Source organism: Marinobacter sp. KMM 10035 (assembly GCF_046537445.1).
In the GTDB taxonomy this organism is placed as follows: domain Bacteria; phylum Pseudomonadota; class Gammaproteobacteria; order Pseudomonadales; family Oleiphilaceae; genus Marinobacter; species Marinobacter sediminicola.
The window spans coordinates 1,161,938-1,181,953 of sequence record NZ_JBBVMG010000001.1 but is presented as its reverse complement, the minus strand read 5'-3'; the positions used below and the strand labels follow the sequence as shown (position 1 = coordinate 1,181,953).

General features: G+C 53.5%; 15 protein-coding genes. 10 read left to right on the top strand and 5 right to left on the bottom strand.

Features of this window, described 5'->3' with window-relative positions; translation table 11 throughout:
• Positions 1-70: 70 nt before the first annotated feature.
• Entirely contained in the window at positions 71-1,435 is a 1,365-nt protein-coding gene (locus AADB16_RS05250; protein WP_410801827.1) for a KamA family radical SAM protein, read from the top strand.
• 45 nt (positions 1,436-1,480) lie between these two features.
• Here AADB16_RS05250 and AADB16_RS05245 read toward each other — a convergent pair whose 3' ends face one another.
• The 3 genes from AADB16_RS05245 to trxA form a co-directional block, all read right to left on the bottom strand.
• Positions 1,481-3,208, bottom strand: coding sequence for a hypothetical protein (locus AADB16_RS05245; protein ID WP_410801825.1), 1,728 nt, complete (start codon positions 3,206-3,208; stop codon positions 1,481-1,483).
• Between the two features lie 190 nt (positions 3,209-3,398).
• Complete coding sequence (locus tag AADB16_RS05240) at positions 3,399-4,541, bottom strand: helix-turn-helix transcriptional regulator (protein ID WP_410801823.1); 1,143 nt, start codon at positions 4,539-4,541, stop codon at positions 3,399-3,401.
• A 135-nt stretch (positions 4,542-4,676) separates the two neighbouring features.
• Positions 4,677-5,540, bottom strand: a complete 864-nt coding sequence (trxA, locus tag AADB16_RS05235; RefSeq protein WP_410801822.1) for a thioredoxin — start codon at positions 5,538-5,540, stop codon at positions 4,677-4,679.
• 164 nt (positions 5,541-5,704) lie between these two features.
• Here trxA and lon point away from each other — a divergent pair, with 164 nt between their 5' ends.
• Positions 5,705-8,155, top strand: coding sequence for an endopeptidase La (lon, locus tag AADB16_RS05230; protein ID WP_410801820.1), 2,451 nt, complete (start codon positions 5,705-5,707; stop codon positions 8,153-8,155).
• A 19-nt stretch (positions 8,156-8,174) separates the two neighbouring features.
• On the opposite strand, the gene AADB16_RS05225 is transcribed toward lon, so the two are convergent.
• Positions 8,175-8,669 (bottom strand): MarR family winged helix-turn-helix transcriptional regulator, encoded by a 495-nt coding sequence (locus AADB16_RS05225; protein ID WP_309043788.1) that lies wholly within the window; start codon positions 8,667-8,669, stop codon positions 8,175-8,177.
• Positions 8,670-9,003: 334 nt separating this feature from the next.
• On the opposite strand from AADB16_RS05225, the gene AADB16_RS05220 reads away from it, so the two are divergent.
• The 8 genes from AADB16_RS05220 to AADB16_RS05185 all read left to right on the top strand — a co-directional run bounded on the left by AADB16_RS05220 (position 9,004) and on the right by AADB16_RS05185 (position 17,475).
• Positions 9,004-10,116 (top strand): branched-chain amino acid ABC transporter substrate-binding protein, encoded by a 1,113-nt coding sequence (locus tag AADB16_RS05220; RefSeq protein WP_410801818.1) that lies wholly within the window; start codon positions 9,004-9,006, stop codon positions 10,114-10,116.
• A gap of 159 nt (positions 10,117-10,275) precedes the next feature.
• Positions 10,276-11,199 carry a high-affinity branched-chain amino acid ABC transporter permease LivH gene (gene livH / locus AADB16_RS05215; protein ID WP_200202951.1) on the top strand — a complete coding sequence of 308 codons (924 nt, stop codon included), beginning with the start codon at positions 10,276-10,278 and terminating at the stop codon, positions 11,197-11,199.
• Positions 11,199-12,470: a high-affinity branched-chain amino acid ABC transporter permease LivM gene (gene livM, locus AADB16_RS05210; RefSeq protein WP_309043790.1), complete on the top strand. Its 1,272-nt coding sequence runs from the start codon at positions 11,199-11,201 to the stop codon at positions 12,468-12,470. Before livH ends, livM begins: the two co-directional genes overlap by 1 nt.
• 6 nt (positions 12,471-12,476) lie before the next feature.
• Positions 12,477-13,232 (top strand): high-affinity branched-chain amino acid ABC transporter ATP-binding protein LivG, encoded by a 756-nt coding sequence (gene livG, locus AADB16_RS05205; RefSeq protein WP_298449228.1) that lies wholly within the window; start codon positions 12,477-12,479, stop codon positions 13,230-13,232.
• A gap of 8 nt (positions 13,233-13,240) precedes the next feature.
• Positions 13,241-13,942, top strand: coding sequence for an ABC transporter ATP-binding protein (locus tag AADB16_RS05200; RefSeq protein ID WP_298449580.1), 702 nt, complete (start codon positions 13,241-13,243; stop codon positions 13,940-13,942).
• A gap of 269 nt (positions 13,943-14,211) precedes the next feature.
• Positions 14,212-14,676, top strand: a complete 465-nt coding sequence (locus AADB16_RS05195; protein ID WP_410801817.1) for a DUF3015 domain-containing protein — start codon at positions 14,212-14,214, stop codon at positions 14,674-14,676.
• A gap of 85 nt (positions 14,677-14,761) precedes the next feature.
• Complete coding sequence (locus AADB16_RS05190) at positions 14,762-16,627, top strand: DUF4105 domain-containing protein (RefSeq protein ID WP_410801815.1); 1,866 nt, start codon at positions 14,762-14,764, stop codon at positions 16,625-16,627.
• Positions 16,597-17,475, top strand: coding sequence for an alpha/beta hydrolase (locus AADB16_RS05185; protein ID WP_410801813.1), 879 nt, complete (start codon positions 16,597-16,599; stop codon positions 17,473-17,475). Before AADB16_RS05190 ends, AADB16_RS05185 begins: the two co-directional genes overlap by 31 nt.
• Before the next feature lie 200 nt (positions 17,476-17,675).
• On the opposite strand, the gene pnp is transcribed toward AADB16_RS05185, so the two are convergent.
• Positions 17,676-19,790, bottom strand: coding sequence for a polyribonucleotide nucleotidyltransferase (gene pnp / locus AADB16_RS05180; protein ID WP_410803587.1), 2,115 nt, complete (start codon positions 19,788-19,790; stop codon positions 17,676-17,678).
• Positions 19,791-20,016 lie beyond the last annotated feature (226 nt).

Sequence of the window (20,016 nt, the reverse complement as noted above, 5' to 3'; positions counted from 1 at the left end):
TTTTGACCACCGGAGCGGCGTTTATTTTGCCCTCCTGACAATTCATACCTTTAATTACTGAGGGCGAACCATGAACTCAATCGTCACTTTTCCAAACCGGATTCCTACAACAGAATTCGAGGAACGACGCTTCAAGGTTTATACAGACCGCCAGCTAGACAAAATCGAGATCATCCAGAATCTTCCGGAAGAGACCCTGTTTGAAATGAAGGTAGTAGCCAGCGTGCTGCCCTTCCGTGTGAACGAGTACGTGATCAACGAGCTGATTGACTGGAACAAGGTACCCAACGACCCCATTTATCAGTTGGTGTTCCCGCAGAAGGGCATGCTGAAAGACGAGCACTTTGACCGCATGGCCAAGCTGCACCAGGAAGGTGCGGAGAAGAAAGAGATTCAAGCGGTAGCCAAAGAGATCCGCGACGACCTGAACCCGCACCCGGCTGGCCAGATGGAAATGAACATGCCGGAGCTGGAAGGCGAAGTGCTCGACGGCGTGCAGCACAAATACCGTGAAACCGTGCTCTTCTTCCCGGCCCAGGGCCAGACCTGCCACTCTTATTGCACCTTCTGCTTCCGTTGGGCGCAGTTTGTGGGCGACAAAGACCTGAAGATGTCCAGCACCGAGGCAGACAAGCTGCACGGCTACCTGCAAGAGCACACCGAAGTATCGGACCTTCTGGTTACCGGTGGCGACCCCATGGTGATGAAAACCAAGAGCTTGGCCCAATACCTTGAGCCTTTACTGCGGCCAGAATTTGACCACATCCAGACAATCCGCATCGGCACCAAGGCTTTAACCTTCTGGCCCTACCGTTTTGTGACGGACAAAGATGCAGATGAGCTGATCGATTTGTTCGCCAAGCTTGTGGATGCAGGCAAGCACATTGCGATCATGGCCCACTACAATCACTGGCAGGAAATCACCACTGACATAGCCGAAGAGGCCATTCGCCGCATTCGAGCCACCGGTGCTGAAATCCGCGCACAAGGCCCGCTGATCAAGCACGTTAACGACAATGCAGATGACTGGGCCAAGCTCTGGAAGAAAGAAGTGCAGCTGGGCATCATCCCCTACTACATGTTTGTAGAGAGGGACACTGGCGCCAAGAACTACTTTGAAGTGCCGCTAGCCGAAGCCTTCCAGATTTACCGCGAAGCCATGAAAAAAGTCAGCGGCCTGGCCCGCACCGCCCGCGGCCCCAGCATGAGCGCCGGCCCTGGAAAAGTAGAAGTTCAGGGCATAGCAGAAGTTGCTGGCGAGAAAGTCTTTGTATTGCGCTTCCTGCAAGGCCGCAACCCGGACTGGGTACAGCGCCCGTTCTTCGCCAAGTACAGCGAAACGGCCACCTGGCTGCATGAACTTGAGCCTGCGTTTGGTGAGGAGAAGTTTTTCTTTGAGGATGAGTTTGAGGCGATGAAGAAGGGGAATGGCTGAGGCTTGGCAAAGCGGAGGCAGGCTAAAACCTGCCTCCGCCCTTAATCAACGCCCGATTTTCTTATCCAGACTCGCCAACTTGGCCGCGCTGAATACATACATAGACGCGACCTCAACTGAGCCATCAGTCAGAGCAGTCAAAGGCGCCAACGATACCTGCCCTGCCTCAATGCTATCCGGGAAGCCTCCGGGACCCTCCACATCAACCGACCACAGTATCTCAAACGTATCCGGATCACGGCGCTGTAATGCAGATGCGGTAACCACCAGTAAGCGGCCTTCTGCATCCGTAGCAACATCGTAAATATCAGCTCTTACATCATTCGCATAGCGCCAGCGCTTATCGATCAACGCAGTTAGATTGCCACTATCCGTGTCCACGCGATAAACGCTGTAACGGGACATACGATCACCATTTGTCACTATATTGTCGTGCACACTGAAATAGAGCTGGTCATCTACTTTTCGGAACAGACTGGAGGCGACAATTTCATTGCTGTCACGCAGCACATCAATCTGCTTCGACCACTCTAGACTGCAAGCTTGGCTCATTTTACTGACCAGCCCTTTACCGTCACTACTGAAGCTAAAGGCATAGATATAGCCATCATCCCCCAGAATAACCGTGCCATCCTCCTTTGCTGAAGCGGTTCTCTCCCAAAACCCAGAGCCGAAGTAGTTCAATGGCATATAGCGCATATTGTTCGAATTACCCAAAGAGGCAGAGCAGATCTCAGAGCCAGCTCCATTCTTTAATGTAAGCTTGCCTTTTGCAGCATTAAATATAAGGCCTGCCGTCAAGTGACTGACTGATTTCCGTCCTATTGCTCCGTTGTCATAACTGGACGATGCCAACCGAAACCCGGATGAGTCAGCGGTATAAACCTTGGTGCCGCCAATTGTGAGTGTATACGTGCTATCAACCTCGTCGTATCGAATGCGCTGTGCTCCCTCGACGCCGCTATAGGGCTTCTGAGCGGCACTGCTCCAAATGCTTCTATTTGCGCTGGCACTTGATAGATCGCTATCTGAAATCCTTACCTGACCCACACTCACACCAGCAGCATCCACACGACCCAAATAGAGGCCGTTTTCATTGGCAGCAGCACCGCTTGCGCTGAACATGTAAAACTGAGGGTCTCCAGCCTGCTTATCAAACAGCCACTCAATGGTGGTGCCCTCAGCGAACTGATTATTCAAAATCTGATTTTTATCCAGCTTATCCGGGAATGCGGCAACCTGATTGTCAGAGCCAGGAGTAATCCGTGGGCCATCGCTCAACGGCATGCCGATTATTTTGTAGGTACCCGAACTACCTCCACTATAATTCGATGCAGTGTAGGTGCCAGCACCTGCACTTTTTGGTGTCAACACGAAGGTATCTACCACCTGGCTGCCTGCATAATCCAGAACAATTTTATAGTTTGAGCTGCCCGAGCGCTGCCAGTTATAGCTGTCAAAATCGGACGCATCGAATACTCGCATGTCACGAGTGTTAAAGCCCGCCGGAGCATAACCTGATGGGTCGGCGGATGACGGCTTCATAAACAGAATGATTTTTCCGACGTCGGTTCCCGAGCCGGACGCAGACTGAACAGTCATCTCAATCTGCAGATTTTTAGGGGACGCTGGCCAAGCGTAGCCGGCAGAGCTTGAACCGCCCCCACCTGCGCTATCGCCGTCACCACCACCGCCACAGGCGGCTAGTGTCAAACTGCACAATACAATAGGGATAAAAGAGCGTGATTTAGTCGTAAGAGGGAAGTTGGTCACTAGTCATAACTCCGAATAGGCAACAGCAACTTCAAAGGTGCGCAGGACTACCCTTCGAAACAAAAGCTAAAGGCAGCTTTGTTTCCAAACAACTCTGCGTGCCGGTGCAGTAATAAGGGAAACAGCGTCACCAGCTTACGCAATGCTCGGAACAGCCCACTACCCTCATATAAGGGTAATTGGGGACGTTTTAACGCAACAACGCCGAAAGAATTGTACTGATCAGCTGGCCTTGTCGCGCCCAACCGGTTTTATGAAAGATCTGTTTCAAATAACTACGAACTGTTGCCTCGCTTTTGTGCCTCTGCTCGGCAATTTTTTTCAGACTCCACCCCTTAACAAGATCCTCGCAAACCTGGGCTTCTGCCGGTGACAGGGAAAAATATTCGGCAATTGCTGCAGCATCAGGAAACGCTCTTGTGTCAGCATCAACCACCGTCACTAACACCCCACCCGTGAGAAGATCACTGTGCTCAAGCGGCCGTATAGTCATCACCAAAGGGGAAGCTGAACCATGGTTAATGACCAGCGTTTCCTGGCAGGTAATACCGTTCTCAGCAGTTGCAGATGAGGCCCGCGTAATGCTGCGCAGGAACGTTTTTTGTGTGCTTTCAGATGGGAAAGAAAAGCGCTGATGCCGAACCGAAAGCCCCGCGTTTCTCGTTAGGAGCTGCTCGCCACGCTGATTGGTAATCACTAATAACCCACGATTATTCAGTACAAAAGCGGCTTCAGGAATTAGCTCGGCAATTGCAGAAAGCGACTGCACGGTGCTGGGGTGTTGGTGAAACGTTTTAGCCAAGCCCACCGTTTGCCGTATGAATGGCACAAGTCGATCCATAGCCGCAAGCTCTGCAGGCATATAGGCACCCTGAGCAATAGTGCGCTGCACGGTCAGAAGGACGATGTGCGTGTCGGAAACATCAATCACCAGCCACGCAGAATCGAGCATGCTCTGGTCGGATTCCCACCGATCGTAATCATCACCAGGCGGTCCGTTTGCCAATAGAGGTAAAGCTGCGCTGAAGAGCCCTGGTTGCTGTGTAATAGCATGATTAGTAACCGCATCGTGGGCAATCATGTTGTTGTCCAGGTACCAGCCCAAAAACTCATCGGATAAACCAGCTTGCCATATGTGCTCTATGGCTCTGGGGCTTTTTCTTATAAAGGAAAGCTGGGCTGCGCACCCGTTAACAGCAGAAGTCAGTTTTGCTAAAAAATCATGGAAGCCGGCTTGGTGCTGTAACGACTCATACAGGCAGCGAATTAGCCCGGATTCATCTGGCAGGATATCTTGAGGTTTTAATGCCCTATGAAGTGATTGATCCTCCACCGGCTCTCCCATTTGTTTGGTTTTTTTTATTGGAGCACATTACCTGCTTCCAGAAACCAAACTATAGAAGAAACTCAACAATATGTAGAGGAAAACGGGCCATCCCCAGGATGGATAGCCCGCTAAAGGATGGAATCAGTGCATCAGTGTATAAAGCTTACGCCGGTAGGTCCGCACATCCGGGTTGCCATTTCCGAGCTTCTCAAACAGCTCAACCAGGGTTGTTTTGGCCACCTCGTCTTTGTATTTACTATCCACCTGCATAAGCTTGATGAGCAGTTCCATCGCTTCCGCATTTTTTTCCTGCAGTACATGGTGAAGCGCCAACAGGTGCAACGCATTAGGATCTTTCGGATCCTGCTCCAGCGCCATTTCCAAATCCTTCACTGGCGGTAGCTCCGCAGACTGTTTCAGAAACTTTATTCTGGCCGCCAGCTGCTTTGCCTGGTGCTGAAGTTTTTCTTCAGGCGGAAGGCTTTCGAGTACCTGCTCAGCGGTATCGATATCACCGCTTTCGGCTTTCAGCTGGGCAAGGTCGATCAGCACTTTCAGGTTTTCGGGGTCTTTCTGGTTCATTTCAGAAAGGATTTCCATGGCGCCGTCGACATCGCCTTCGCCCCATAGGCGATGGGCTTTTTCGTATGGGTCCTCATCGGGAAGTTCAATGTGCTTTTCAAGCACCTTACGGATTTCACTCTCGGGCAAAGCCCCGTTAAACCCGTCAACTGCCTGCCCATCTTTGACCAGAATAATCGTTGGCAAGCTGCGCACACCCAGGCTGGAGGTGAGCTGCTCCTGTTGGTCCGCGTTCACTTTCGCAAGCCGAAAAGCGCCCTGGTATTCAATAGCCAGTTTTTCCAGCAAGGGCATTAGCTGCTTACAGGGCGCACACCATTCGGCCCACACATCTACAAGCACAGGTGTGGTTGAGGAAGCCTCCATAACCTCCTGCTGAAAGTTTTCCATGGTGGCTTCAAAAATATGGGGAGAGCTGCTCATGTAGGGCACCTGAAATGTTCGTATATTGGTTAAAGCGTAGATGGGGCTATAGGGCCGGAATTCAAGAGTGGCAGACCAAGGCTTGAGTGCCCCTGAGCTTGAAAATACAACTTTAGACTCTAGTTAGTGACTAGACACTCCTCATATCAGGAAGCACTAGCAGCATGAATCACGATAATGACAAAGACTCTCTGGAAGATTTCGAGGAAGACATCACCGAGTACATTGGCAAAAACGAGCACAGCAAAGAGCTGGCACTACCGGAGCAATCTTTACCCAAACGGATGTATGTGCTGCCGGTATCAAACAGGCCATTCTTCCCGGCCCAGGTACAACCTGTCGTGGTCAATCAAACTCCATGGCAGGAGACCCTCAAGCGCGTAGCCGAAACCGACCACAAAATGCTCGGCATCTGTTACGTCGATGATCACCAGCCCGGACAGAGCATACCCGAGAGCAGCGAGTTAGCCACGATTGGCTGCGCCGTGCGAGTTCATCATGCACAAAACAAAGACGGGAATGTGCAGTTTATCGCCCAAGGCCTGCAACGGTTCCGGATAGTGCAGTGGCTGCGGCGCAAACCACCGTATCTGGTGGAGGTTGAATACCCTCAGGAGCCCGAGGAAGATGCGGGTGAAACCAAGGCCTACACCCTCGCCATCATCAGCGCCATCAAAGAACTGCTACGAACCAACCCGTTATACGGCGAGGAAGTAAAACAGTACCTCTCCCGTTTTGGCCCGGAAGACAGCTCGCCACTGACCGACTTCGGCGCATCCATGACCAGCGCACCCGGCTTGGAGCTACAGGGCATTCTGGACACGGTTCCCTTGCTCCGGCGTATGGAAAAAGTACTGTTGTTGATGCGTAAGGAGCTTGAGGTTGCACGCCTCCAGACCGAAATCAGCGAAGAAGTGAACGAGAAAGTGCAGAAGCACCAGCGGGACTTCTTCCTGAAAGAACAGCTCAAAGTGATCCAGCGCGAACTGGGCGTGTCGAAAGACGACAAGACAGCAGATGCGGAACGCTTCGAAGCCCGCATGGCAGAACTTGATCCACCTGAGGCTGTTCAAGAACGCTTTGACGAAGAACTGCAAAAGCTGCAAATACTGGAACAGGGTTCGCCGGAGTATGGCGTTACCCGCAACTATCTGGACTGGCTGACCCAGGTTCCCTGGGGCCAGCATTCCGAGGATCAGTTTGACCTGGCGAAAGCCCGCGGCATTCTGAACCGGGACCACGATGGCCTTGATGATGTAAAAAACCGGATCATCGAGTTTCTGGCCGAGGGCACTTTCAAGGGTGAAGTCAGCGGTTCTATCCTGCTGCTTGTTGGCCCACCGGGCGTAGGTAAGACATCCATCGGCCATTCAGTGGCCGATGCGCTTGGGCGCAAGTTCTATCGGTTCAGTGTTGGCGGCATGCGCGATGAAGCCGAGATCAAAGGCCACAGGCGCACCTACATTGGCGCCATGCCGGGCAAGTTCGTGCAAGCATTGAAAGATACCGAAGTCGCCAACCCGGTCATCATGCTCGACGAGATCGACAAGATTGGCGCGTCCTACCAGGGCGACCCGGCTTCGGCGCTGCTGGAAACCCTGGACCCGGAACAGAATAAGGAGTTTCTGGATCACTATCTGGATGTGCGCATGGACTTGTCCAAGGTTCTGTTCATTTGCACAGCCAACCAGCTCGACACCATTCCCCGGCCGCTGCTGGACCGGATGGATGTTATTCGCCTGTCCGGATACATCACCGAGGAAAAGCTGGCAATTGCCAAACATCACCTGCTGCCGCGCTTGCTGAAGCGAGCCAAACTGCTCAAAAAGCAGTTCAACCTTACTGATGCCGCCATCCGCCAAATTATCGAAGGCTATGCCCGGGAAGCAGGCGTGCGGAACCTGGAAAAAATGCTTCACAAAGTCATGCGCAAAGGCATAGTAAAACTGCTCGAATCCCCGGACGAACCAATAAAGGTAGGCATATCGGACTTGCAAGAGTATTTGGGCCAGCCTGCGTTCCGGAAAGAAAAAGCCCTGAAAGGGATTGGAGTGGTCACAGGATTGGCCTGGACATCCATGGGCGGCGCAACGTTGAGCATTGAGGCGTCACGAATTCATAGCAGCCAGCGTGGCTTCAAGCTGACAGGCCAACTTGGTGATGTCATGAAGGAATCCGCTGAGATTGCCTACAGTTACGTTGCCTCGAATCTGAAGCGGTTTAAGGGCGACCCTGCATTTTTCGACAAATCTTTCGTGCACCTCCATGTGCCAGAGGGCGCAACACCTAAAGACGGCCCCAGTGCCGGCGTCACCATGGCAACCGCCCTGCTTTCCATCGCCCGCCGGGAAGCACCTCAGCAAAACACAGCGATGACGGGAGAGCTGACACTAACGGGGCAGGTGCTCCCCGTGGGAGGTATTCGCGAGAAAGTCATTGCGGCTCGCCGCCAGAAGATCAGCAACCTGATTCTACCGGAAGCAAACCGCGGCGATTATGAGGAACTACCGGATTACCTGAAAGAGGGCCTCACCGTTAACTTTGCTCGCCACTATAACGATGTGTTCCAGGTGTGCTTTGGAAACAAACCCAAAACCGGCTCAGTGGTGCATTGAGCCCAAGGAAAGAAAAGGCTCAGGCCTTTTCTTTCCAACCATCGTCCTTCAGCACGGGGCCTACGTCCAGTACGGGTGAGGCGTCAATGTCGTCCGCATCCATCATGTTGGCGACCCGCTGAATAGAGGCCAGAATCATATTCTGTTCCCATTCATGAAGGCTCTGGAATCTCTGAATAAAGTCTTCTTGCAGGGGGTTGGGGGCGCGAGAAAGCAAGTCTGCACCGCTTTCTGTCAGATGCGCATGAACTTTGCGCTTGTCTTGCGTACTGCGAACGCGATACACCAACTGCCGGTGCTCAAGACGATCAAGAATGGTGGTGACTGTTGCCTGGCTCAGACTTACCTTGTCGGCAATGGTGCCAATCGTGACCTCACCCAGATCGCGGATGGTCCGCATAATCAGGAGTTGCGGCCCTGTAAGCCCGGCATTTTTGCTGAGTCGTTTGGAATGAAGATCTGTTGCCCGGATAACTCGCCGGAGTGCGACCAGAACATGCTCATAATTCTGCACTGTATTACTGCTCCAATTAGGCCTGCCGGCCACTGTTTACACCACTAACTATTAGAGGTCTTCGCACTCCTGAATGCAAGTAAATACATACACCTGCTTCCTTTTAGCCCCGCTCCGCGCAATACTTTTTTGATGTGAGCCTTGAACAGTTGCGTGACGACGAAAGCTTCCGCACACTGGCACTCACAGATCATCTCTACATTACCGGAATGTTGACCGGGAAATGTTAAATGATCACCGAAGCCTCGGGCTAGCTTGACAAGGCAGGATGTGTAGTGTTTGTTTAGCTTTCTGAGAACATAAGAATAACCCTGAACCTAACAGGACAGACTCAATGACAACTTCACTAAAAAAACTTGCAACCGCCGTTAGCACTTCCGTTGCACTTATGGGCGCAGGCTACGCAGCTGCAGACATCCAGATTGGTATCGCCGGCCCCGTAACCGGCCCCGTTGCCCAGTATGGCGATATGCAGTTCTCCGGTGCCCGCATGGCGATTGCACAAATCAACGCCGCTGGTGGCGTAATGGGCGAGAAGCTCGTCGCAGTAGAATACGACGACGTGTGTGACCCCAAGCAAGCCGTTACTGTTGCTAACCGGCTGGTAAATGATGGCGTTAAATATGTCATCGGCCACCTTTGCTCAAGTTCAACCCAGCCTGCGTCTGACATTTATGAGGACGAAGGCATCCTGATGATCACGCCTGCATCAACCAGCCCGGAAATCACCGAGCGCGGTTATGAGCTGGTATTCCGCACCATCGGCCTCGATAGCATGCAAGGCCCGGTTGCCGGCAACTACATCGCCAGCCAGAACCCGAAACGGGTTGCAGTTATTCACGATAAACAACAGTACGGTGAAGGTATTGCTACCGCAGTACGTGACACCCTTAAAGACAAAGGCATCGAAGTTGCCATGTTTGAAGGTGTTACAGCTGGCGACAAAGACTTCTCCTCTCTGGTGACCAAACTCAAGCAAGCCGACGTGGACTATGTGTACTTTGGCGGCTACCACCCTGAGCTGGGCCTGATCCTGCGCCAGGCACGTCAGGCAGACCTGAAAGCCAAGTTTATGGGCCCTGAGGGCGTTGGTAACAAAGACATCAACACCATTGCCGGCGAAGCCGCAGAAGGGCTACTGGTCACTCTGCCGCCCAGCTTTGACGAAAAGGCCGAGAACAAGGAACTGGTTAAGGCATTCGAAGCCAAAGGTGAAGACCCTTCAGGCCCGTTCGTACTGACATCCTACGCCGCTGTTCAGCTGGTCGCCCAAGGCATTGAAGCTGCGAAATCCAAGGATGCATTCGACGTTGCAGCCGCACTTCGCAGTGGCAGCTTTGAAACGCCAATCGGCACTGTGCAGTACGACAAAGCCGGCGATATGAAGTCATTCGAGTTTGTTGTGTACGAATGGCATTCAGATGGCAGCAAAACTCCGGTAAACTAAGCCAGATCGTTACTAAACGGTAATCAAAGAGCACCTTCTCACCGCGATCCGGGAGAAGGTGTTTTTCTAGGCTCCCGTTAATTCTGTCTCACTTCTGGCGTGGTTATCCTGCGCCAGGCTGATACAGCGGAGGGAGCGGGCCTCCGGAGTCAAACAATAATGCAAGATCTCCTTTATTTCTCTCAGCAGCTCATTAACGGGCTTACGATCGGGAGTGCCTATGCCCTGATCGCCATCGGCTATACGATGGTTTACGGCATCATCGGCATGATTAACTTCGCCCATGGTGAGATCTACATGATCGGCGCCTACACCGCGCTCATCGCCATTACCGGCCTGACAGCGCTCGGCCTTGCCTGGCTTCCACTGATTCTTATCGTTGCGCTTCTGTGCGCCATGCTGGTTTCCAGCTCCATGGGCTGGGCAGTGGAACGAGTCGCCTACCGGCCAGTACGGGGCCGTCATCGCCTGATCCCATTGATCTCTGCAATCGGCATGTCCATCTTCCTGCAGAACTATGTTCACCTGGCTCAAGGTTCTCGCAACATTGGCTTTCCTGCGCTCATTGAAGGCGGCTTCAACTTCAGTGCCGATGGTGCGTTCGAGATGTCCCTCTCCTACATGCAAATCACCATATTCATAACCACCCTGATTTGCATGACAGCCCTGTCGCTGTTCATCTCCCGCTCCCGTACAGGCCGTGCCTGCCGGGCAGTTTCTCAGGATATCGGCATGGCCAGCCTGCTGGGCATAGATACCAACCGCATCATTTCTGCCACGTTTATAATCGGTGCAGCACTGGCCGCCGTCGCCGGCCTGCTCCTTGGCATGTATTACGGGTCGGTTGACCCGCTATTTGGCTTCATTGCAGGGCTAAAAGCGTTTACCGCAGCCGTACTGGGAGGCATCGGTAGTATACCTGGCGCCATGCTTGGCGGCCTGATCCTCGGTGTGTCGGAAAGTATGACCTCTGGTTATCTCAGCGGCGAATACAAAGACGTGGTCTCATTCGGCCTGCTAATCCTCATACTGCTGTTCAAACCCACGGGCCTGCTTGGCAAACCGGAGGTTGAGAAGATCTGATGGCTGCTAACAACATGAGACACGCCCTGTTCTGCGCGATTGTCACACTCATTATTTCCTTCCCCATTCTGGGTCTTAGCCTCGAAGCCAAGGGCGTCAACATCACGCTCTCCGGCGCGAAAACCTCAACCTACGTCGCCATTGTGTTGGCTGCGGTTGCCGTGTTTGTGTTCCAAACCTTCCGTGACACATTCATGGGCGCACTGGGCAAACTACCCAACTTCAACCCGTTAGCCGGCAGGGAGCCGATGGAGCAAACAAAGCGGGTAAAGCTGGAATCCTGGTTACTGACCGGCATTGTGGTGTTTGCACTGTTCTGGCCATTCCTTGTGTCACGGGGCTCGGTGGATCTGGCGACGCTGGTACTGATCTATATCATGCTGGCACTAGGCCTTAACGTGGTCGTAGGCCTCGCGGGCCTGCTGGATCTCGGGTACGTGGCATTCTATGCAGTTGGCGCTTACACCTTCGCCTTGCTGTCCCAATACACCGGCATTTCATTCTGGATGGCTTTGCCCATTGGTGCGTTGCTGGCCGGGCTGACCGGGATGATTCTGGGTTTTCCGGTTTTGCGTCTCAGGGGGGACTATCTCGCGATCGTCACCCTGGGCTTTGGCGAGATCATCCGCATCCTGCTGAATAACTGGACAACCCTGACTGGCGGCCCCAACGGCATTGGCGGCATTCCTGAGCCTACCCTGTTTGGCATGGAGTTTGGCCGGCGCGTGAAGGAAGAAGGCAACACCTCCTTCCACGAAACCTTTGGCATTGCATACAGCGGCGAACACAAGGTCATATTCCTGTATCTGATTGCGCTGGTGCTTGCAGTGATTACTGCGCTGATCATCCGACGCTTTATGCGGATGCCAGTTGGCCGAGCGTGGGAAGCCTTGCGGGAAGACGAAATCGCAGCTCGCTCCCTCGGCCTCAGCCGCACGGCGGTCAAGCTGTCAGCCTTCACCATCGGCGCTTTCTTTGCCGGGTTCGCGGGCACTGTATTTGCTTCCAAGCAGGGCTTTATCAGCCCCGAATCTTTCGTGTTCCTTGAATCCGCCATCATTCTGGCCATCGTGGTTCTGGGCGGCATGGGGTCGCAGCTTGGCGTCATATTGGCGGCTATTGCGGTAACAATCCTGCCGGAACTGGCCCGGGAGTTTTCCGAATACCGCATGCTTATTTTCGGCGCTGCCATGGTGCTGATGATGGTATGGCGTCCACAAGGTTTACTGCCTGTGCGCCGTATCCAAATCACACTGAACAAGCAGGGGTGACAGACAATGCTTGAAGTAAAAAATCTGTCCATGCGTTTTGGCGGCCTGCTGGCAGTTGACGGCGTTTCACTGGACGTGCAGGAACGGGAAATCGTCTCTATCATCGGCCCTAACGGCGCCGGAAAAACCACCGTATTCAACTGCCTGAGCGGGTTCTACAAGCCCACGGGCGGCAAGGTGATTTTTGAAGGCAGGGAAATACAGGGCACTCCAGACTACAAAATTTCCCGCTTGGGCATGGTGCGAACCTTTCAACACGTGCGCCTGTTTACGCAGATGACCGTTGTGGAGAACCTGCTTGTAGCCCAGCACCGCCACCTCAACACCAACATGCTTGCTGGCCTGCTGGGCACCCCCAGCTACAAGGAACGGGAACAAAAAGCACTGGACCGAGCCGCCTATTGGCTGGAGCGTGTTGGTCTTCTGGATCTCGCCAACCGGGATGCAGGCAACCTGGCTTACGGCCAGCAGCGGCGGCTTGAAATTGCACGTTGCATGGTCACCGAGCCCAAACTGCTCATGCTCGACGAGCCCGCGGCTGGCCTGAACCCGGCGGAAACCAAAGAACTCAATCAGCTGATTGTGAGCCTGAAGGAGGACTACAACGTTTCCGTAGTGCTGATTGAGCACGACATGAGCCTGGTAATGGATATTTCAGACCGGATTAACGTCATCAACCAGGGCAAGCCCCTGGCTAGCGGCACACCGGAAGAAATCCGCCACAACGACGACGTGATCAAAGCTTACCTGGGCGAGGCCTGACCATGAGCATGCTAGTACTAGAAGATGTCCACACCCACTACGGCAAGATCGAGGCCCTGCACGGGGTTTCTGTTGAGGTTAACAAAGGTGAGATTGTCTCCTTGATCGGAGCCAACGGGGCGGGGAAAACCACCCTGCTGATGACAGTGTGCGGAATGCCTCAAGCCAGTTCCGGGCGCATCATTCTTGAGGGTCGGGATATCACCAATGAACCTACTGCGCAGATCATGCGCTCAGGTTTAGCGATAGTGCCCGAAGGTCGGCGCATATTCTCCGGCCTGACGGTTGAAGAGAACCTGCACATGGGCGGATTCTTCACCAGCAAATCCGAGATCCGCAAAAACCAGGCTCATGTATACGAGCTTTTCCCTCGCCTCAAAGAGCGTGAGCATCAACGCGCTGGCACCATGTCGGGAGGTGAACAACAGATGCTGGCCATAGGCCGGGCGCTGATGAGCAACCCCCACATGATCATCCTGGATGAGCCTTCCCTTGGACTGGCGCCGCTGATCATCAAGCAGATCTTCGAGATCATCGGACACCTTCGTGATGAAGGTATTACCGTGTTCCTGGTGGAGCAGAACGCGCACCAGGCACTGCATCTCGCAGATCGAGGATACGTGCTGGAAACGGGAAAAATACGGTTGCACGATACGGGCAAAAATTTGCTTGAAAACCCGGACGTGCAAAATGCCTATCTTGGAGGCTAAGCGACCATTCCCGTAACATAAAAACCGGAGCCTGCTCCGGTTTTTTTATACCTCCTTTTTATTCCAGCAACATAAAAAATAGAAATAGTCTGGTGAAATCAAATAGTCGCAGAGGTATAGACTTGCCTTTGTCAAATCTGCACTATACTCAAGGCAACGGTCTTAATGCCTGTCTCCACGGGAGCCCGTCAGGGCCGTTCCCCACTGCCAGCAACCAAGCTGGCCATGTGGATTTTGCGACGACTGTATAAAATACAAAGGAGTGGATAATGAAAAAATTGATCGCAGGTGCAATTCTTCTGGGTGCCTCTTCCATGGCTTTCGCCCAACCTGGCTGTGGCGTTGGCGCCATGATCTGGAAAGGCCAATCAGGTATTGCTCCCCACGTACTGGCTGCTACGACTAACGGCACATTTGGCAACCAGACCTTCGGCATGACCTCCGGCACATTGGGCTGCACGACCAACGAGTCTGTTCAGTCAATGGCCATGTACATGGACAGCAACATCGATAAAGTAGCTCGCGATATGTCGCGCGGCAACGGCGAGAACCTGGAAACTCTGGCCGTTCTTCTGGGCGTTGAAGCAGCAGACCGTGGCGATTTCCGTCAGGTTCTGCAGGACAACTTCGCTGCTATCTTCCCAAACTCCGACACCACTTCTGGTGAAGCAGTAGACGCAATCGTCGCTCTGCTGGAGAAGAATGAGTCGCTGAGCAAGTACGTAGCGGCCTAATAGCTATGCTGCAGGGATGCACCAAGCGCCAAGGATGGCGCGCTCCCCTCGCTTGACAACACCCGACCGGAACTCGTATTTACCCATGGGCAACACGCTTCGCATTGGGCCAGTGGTGCTCTGGCTCACCGTCAGTTTACCTCTACAGGCTCAAACTCAAGCCAGTGACCTTCCGCTCCACCTGGATCCGGCCTGGCTCACGCTCATTCACTACCAACCCGACCTGCTCGGTAAGGGCCACACCAGCCAAGCCGACGACCCGGACTTTTTTCTGAGCAAAGAAGGCAAAACCTCTCCCAAGGCCGAGTTGGAAGCGACTCTGGAAGCGATACAGCAAACTGGCGGTGGCGACAGCCATGCCCGATGCCGTTTCCCCGCACGGGATTCCTGGCTTCGCGAGCACCTTGATCTACCAACAACAGAAATAGAATGCCCCGGTTATGAAAAATGGACCGAAACGCTAAATACTGAAAGCGTTACTCTGGTTTTTGCGGCGTCTTATCTGAACAGCCCATCGTCAATGTTCGGGCACACATTCCTGCGACTGGATCCGCCCCAGGAAGACGATCAAACCAATCTGCTGCTCGCCAATACAATTTCCTACGCGGCTGATGCCGCTGCCCACGACAGCGAACTGCTGTTTGCCTATCGTGGAATTTTCGGCGGTTACCCCGGCATTACAACTATTCAGCCCTATTACGAAAAAATCCGGCTCTACTCGGATATAGAGCACCGGGATCTTTGGGAATACAAACTGAACCTGAATCAGCAGGAAGTAGACTTCATGCTGGCTCATGCCTGGGAAATCCGGGACCGTAATTTTGACTACTACTTTTTCGATGAAAACTGCGCCTACCGCTTACTGGCACTCATCGACATAGCGCGCCCGGGCACCAACCTACTGGGCGAAGTCAGCACTCATGCCATACCATCTGACACCGTTCGCTGGGTAGTCGATAAAGACCTGGTTGACGAGGTGTACTACCGCGCATCAGCAGCCACGGCTGTGGCCCACAGTTTGTCTGCGCTTCCCAAGCCACAACAGACTCTTGCCGCTGCAATCGCAAATGGCTACGTGGCTCCGAACAGCGACGAAGTACTTGCCCTACCACCTCAAGAACGAGCCCACCTGCTTGACGCCACTTACGATTACGTACGCTATCAAAGCGAAGCAGACAGTTGGCCAAGAGAGGTCGCAGCGCCTTTATCCCATAGCCTGCTGCGCGAGCGCAGCAAAATTGACGGCGTAGCTTCCCTTGATCAACCACCAGAGCCGAAAATTCGTGACGATCAGGGGCATGACACCTTCCGCATCAGCTTGGGAGCCGGGCAACTGGACCACCGCGAGTTTACCCAACTCACGTTCCGGCCAGCCTATCACGACGTTCTTGATCCTCCGGCCGGCTATCGCAGCGGGGCCCAGTTACAATTCCTGCGGCTGGATGCTCGTTATTACACCAACAATGACGAACTGCAACTGGAACAGCTTACGGGTGTTGAAATCCGCTCCCTGAGCCCGAGAGATGCGTTTTTCTCACCTTTATCCTGGCAGGTGGGCTTCGGTGGACGCCGTACCGATACCGGTACCAAACGGGTTCTGGCGCCCTATCTCGAAGGTGGTGCGGGTGGAAGCTGGCGCATGGGCCAGCATATACAGACCTTCGCCGTCTTCACTGCAGATGTGGAAATCGATGATGACCTTCGTCGCGGCTACGACGCGGCACCCGGTGCTGACATCGGCCTGCTGCACCAGAACAACCAGTTCAGCCTGCTGGCCGGCGCAAAAACCAAAGCCTGGATCGTCAGCAGCCAACACCGGCAAGATCAAATTTACGCCAAGGGTGACTGGCACTTCGGTCGCGAATTCAGCCTCTTCGCTGAATTCACCCGAGAAGAACACTACGACAGGTACCAGAGCACATGGCACGCCGGACTCCACGCTTACTTCTGAAACCACACTCGCTAAAAGCGCCCCTGCTGGCGCTTTTGGTCACAGCCGCAGCATTAATGCAAAGCGGCTGCAGCAGCCTGTTTTTCTTTCCGGACAGGAACACCTACATAACCCCTGACCGCCTCAACCTTAGCTACGAAAACGTCCACCTGGACACAGCCGACGGCGAAACCCTCCACGGTTGGTGGCTACCCGCCAAAGGCGAAGCACAAGGCACCGTCTACTTCCTCCACGGCAACGCCCAGAACATCAGCAGCCACCTGCTAAACATCGCCTGGCTGCCCGCTGAAGGCTATAACGTCTTCACCATCGACTACCGTGGCTACGGTAAATCAACAGGCGCACCCGACATAGAAGGTGCGCTGCATGATTCCGAAACCGGTTTACGCTGGCTAGCCACAAAGGCAGAAACCCGAAATACCCCCATCTTCCTCCTCGGCCAAAGCCTCGGTGGTGCATTGGGGCTTACCCTCGCCAGCGAATGGGTACAAAGAAACGAAACCCCGGAACTCAGCGGCGTCATCCTCGACGGCACCTTTTCCGGCTTCCGCGGCATTGCGAGAGAAAAGCTCTCCGAGTTCTGGCTAACCTGGGCCTTCCAGGTCCCCCTGAGCTGGACCATACCGGACGATTACGAAGGCTTAGATCTTATTGCCAACATTAGTCCCACCCCCATTATGATCATCCACAGCGTGCGTGACGGCATCATCCCTTTTCATCACGGCCAGGCGCTTTATGAAGCGGCTAGAGAGCCAAAGCAATTCCTGCCGACAGATACACCACATTCGGCAACGTTCATCATTCCTGCTTATAAGGACGCCGTGTTAGAGTTTTTAGAAGGCAAATAGGCAACTTAGATACATAAGCCTCAGTCGGAAGAACCTTTTCAAAACTGTAGAGGGCCAAGGACGGCCCGAAACAAGCGCACATGGATGTGCTCGTAGCGTGTTTTGAAAAGGTTCTTTCGACTGAGGCCACCACCCAAGTAGGGAGACAAAAAAAACCCGCCAATCCATAGGAAAGGCGGGTTTTTATTAGCTGCTAACTATCAGTCAGAAAAGTCAGTCGGCTGCTCGCCTTCCTTAACTTCCTTCATGGACAGCTTCACACGGCCACGGTTATCAACATCCAGAACCTTGACCAGAACTTCCTGACCTTCACTTAGCTCGTCAGTCACGTTCTCAATCCGGCGCTCAGAGATCTGGGAAATATGCACCAGACCATCCTTGCCAGGCAGAATGTTAACAAAGGCACCAAAGTCCACAATGCGCTCGACGCGACCCTTGTAGATAGCACCAACCTCAATCTCAGCAGTGATTTCCTTAACACGGTTAACCGCAGCCTGAGCCGCTTCCTGGTTATCTGCGTAGATCTTCACATTACCGTCGTCATCCAGATCAATGGAAGCGCCAGTCTCGTCACAGATAGAACGGATCATGGAGCCGCCCTTACCGATAACGTCGCGGATCTTCTCGGGGTTGATCTTGATTGCGGTGATGCTCGGAGCGCGCGGAGACAACTCGGTGCGCGACTCAGAGATAACCTTGTTCATCTCAACCAGAATGTGCTGACGCGCTGCATAGGCCTGCTCGAGCGCAAGCTCCATGATCTCGTCAGTAATACCCTGGATCTTGATGTCCATCTGCAGAGCAGTAATACCGTCTTTGGTACCGGCAACCTTGAAGTCCATATCGCCCAGGTGATCCTCATCACCCAGAATGTCGGTCAGGATGGCAAACTTGTCGCCTTCCTTGACCAGACCCATGGCGATACCGGCAACTGCTGCCTTCAGCGGAACACCAGCATCCATCAACGCCAAGCTTGAGCCACAAACAGAGGCCATAGAGCTGGAGCCGTTGGACTCAGTAATCTCGGACACAGAGCGAACGGCATACGGGAATTCTTCCAAGGTCGGCATAACCGCCATCACACCGCGTTTGGCAAGACGACCGTGGCCAACTTCACGACGACCAGGGGTGCCAACACGGCCCGCTTCACCTACCGAGTACGGAGGGAAGTTGTAATGGAACAGGAACGGATCCTTACGCTCACCTTCCAGTGCGTCGATGGTTTGCACGTCGCGAGAAGTACCCAGAGTCGTCGTAACGATTGCCTGAGTTTCACCACGGGTAAACAGTGCAGAACCGTGTACGCTTGGCAGAATGCCCACTTCGATTTCGATCGGACGAACGGTTTTGTTGTCACGGCCGTCGATACGTGGCTTACCATCGATTACCTGCTGGCGAACAACGGTCTTCTCAACTTTTCCGAAGTTCTTTTTAACTTCGTCGGCGGAAGGCTGGCCTTCCTCTTCGCCTGCAAGTTTCTCAACTGCAGCCGTTTTGATTTCACCAAGACGCGCGTAACGAGCCATCTTGTCGTGAATGCCATAGGCCTCTTCAATAGCACCGGCAAACTCAGACTTGATCGCGCCCAGCAGTTCGGTGTTTTCAGCAGCTGGCTGCCAATCCCAACGAGGCTTGCCATGTTCAGCGGCGAATTCTTTGATCGCTGTTACAGCAGTCTGCATTTCCTGATGCGCAAACAGAACGCCACCCAGCATCTGATCTTCGCTCAGACCTTTGGCTTCGGATTCAACCATCAGAACCGCGTCTTCAGTACCCGCAACCACCATGTCCAGCAGGGAGGTTTTCAGATCTTCAAAACTCGGGTTCAGGAAGTAACCGCGCTCATTGGTGTAGCCAACACGGCTCGCACCAATAGGACCAGCGAACGGAATACCAGAGATTGCCAGGGCAGCCGAAGCGGCCAACATAGCAGCGATATCCGGATCCTGTTGCTTACTGGAAGACATAACCGTACAGATAACCTGAGTCTCGTTCATGTAACCGTTCGGGAACAGTGGACGAATCGGACGGTCGATCAAACGGGATGTCAGAGTTTCTTTCTCGGAAGGACGCCCTTCACGCTTGAAGAAACCACCGGGGATTTTGCCCACGGCGTAGGTCTTTTCAAAATAGTTAACGGTCAGCGGGAAGAATGGCTGACCCGGCTTGGCTTCTTTGGCGCCAACAACAGTACCGAGAACCGAAATGTCACCCACGGTGACCAGAACGGAACCTGTAGCCTGACGAGCAATACGGCCCGTTTCCAGAGTGACGGTTTCGCCACCCAGTTCAAATGATTTCTTACGCGGTTGCAGATCCACAACGAACTCCTGCGTTATCTGTTCAGAATGATTGAAGTGTGATTCTGAAGACACTCTGCCTGAAAGCTAACAGGCTGTTGTAAAACCCCGGCTGGATTATCGGTACGCTGACAGCGCGTACCGCCCGGGCTTTCAACAACCTGCTATCTAATTCAGCTTTCCAATACGACAGAAAAGCCCAGTGTCACAAAAGTACTCAATGCAGTGATGAAAAGCACAA

Coding starts and splice junctions, on each gene's coding strand:
- AADB16_RS05250 (WP_410801827.1), top strand. CDS start 71: ATGAACTCAATCGTCACTTTTCCAAACCGGATTCCTACAACAGAATTC.
- trxA (WP_410801822.1), bottom strand. CDS start 5,540: ATGAGCAGCTCTCCCCATATTTTTGAAGCCACCATGGAAAACTTTCAG.
- lon (WP_410801820.1), top strand. CDS start 5,705: ATGAATCACGATAATGACAAAGACTCTCTGGAAGATTTCGAGGAAGAC.
- AADB16_RS05220 (WP_410801818.1), top strand. CDS start 9,004: ATGACAACTTCACTAAAAAAACTTGCAACCGCCGTTAGCACTTCCGTT.
- livH (WP_200202951.1), top strand. CDS start 10,276: ATGCAAGATCTCCTTTATTTCTCTCAGCAGCTCATTAACGGGCTTACG.
- livM (WP_309043790.1), top strand. CDS start 11,199: ATGGCTGCTAACAACATGAGACACGCCCTGTTCTGCGCGATTGTCACA.
- livG (WP_298449228.1), top strand. CDS start 12,477: ATGCTTGAAGTAAAAAATCTGTCCATGCGTTTTGGCGGCCTGCTGGCA.
- AADB16_RS05200 (WP_298449580.1), top strand. CDS start 13,241: ATGCTAGTACTAGAAGATGTCCACACCCACTACGGCAAGATCGAGGCC.
- AADB16_RS05195 (WP_410801817.1), top strand. CDS start 14,212: ATGAAAAAATTGATCGCAGGTGCAATTCTTCTGGGTGCCTCTTCCATG.
- AADB16_RS05190 (WP_410801815.1), top strand. CDS start 14,762: ATGGGCAACACGCTTCGCATTGGGCCAGTGGTGCTCTGGCTCACCGTC.
- AADB16_RS05185 (WP_410801813.1), top strand. CDS start 16,597: ATGGCACGCCGGACTCCACGCTTACTTCTGAAACCACACTCGCTAAAA.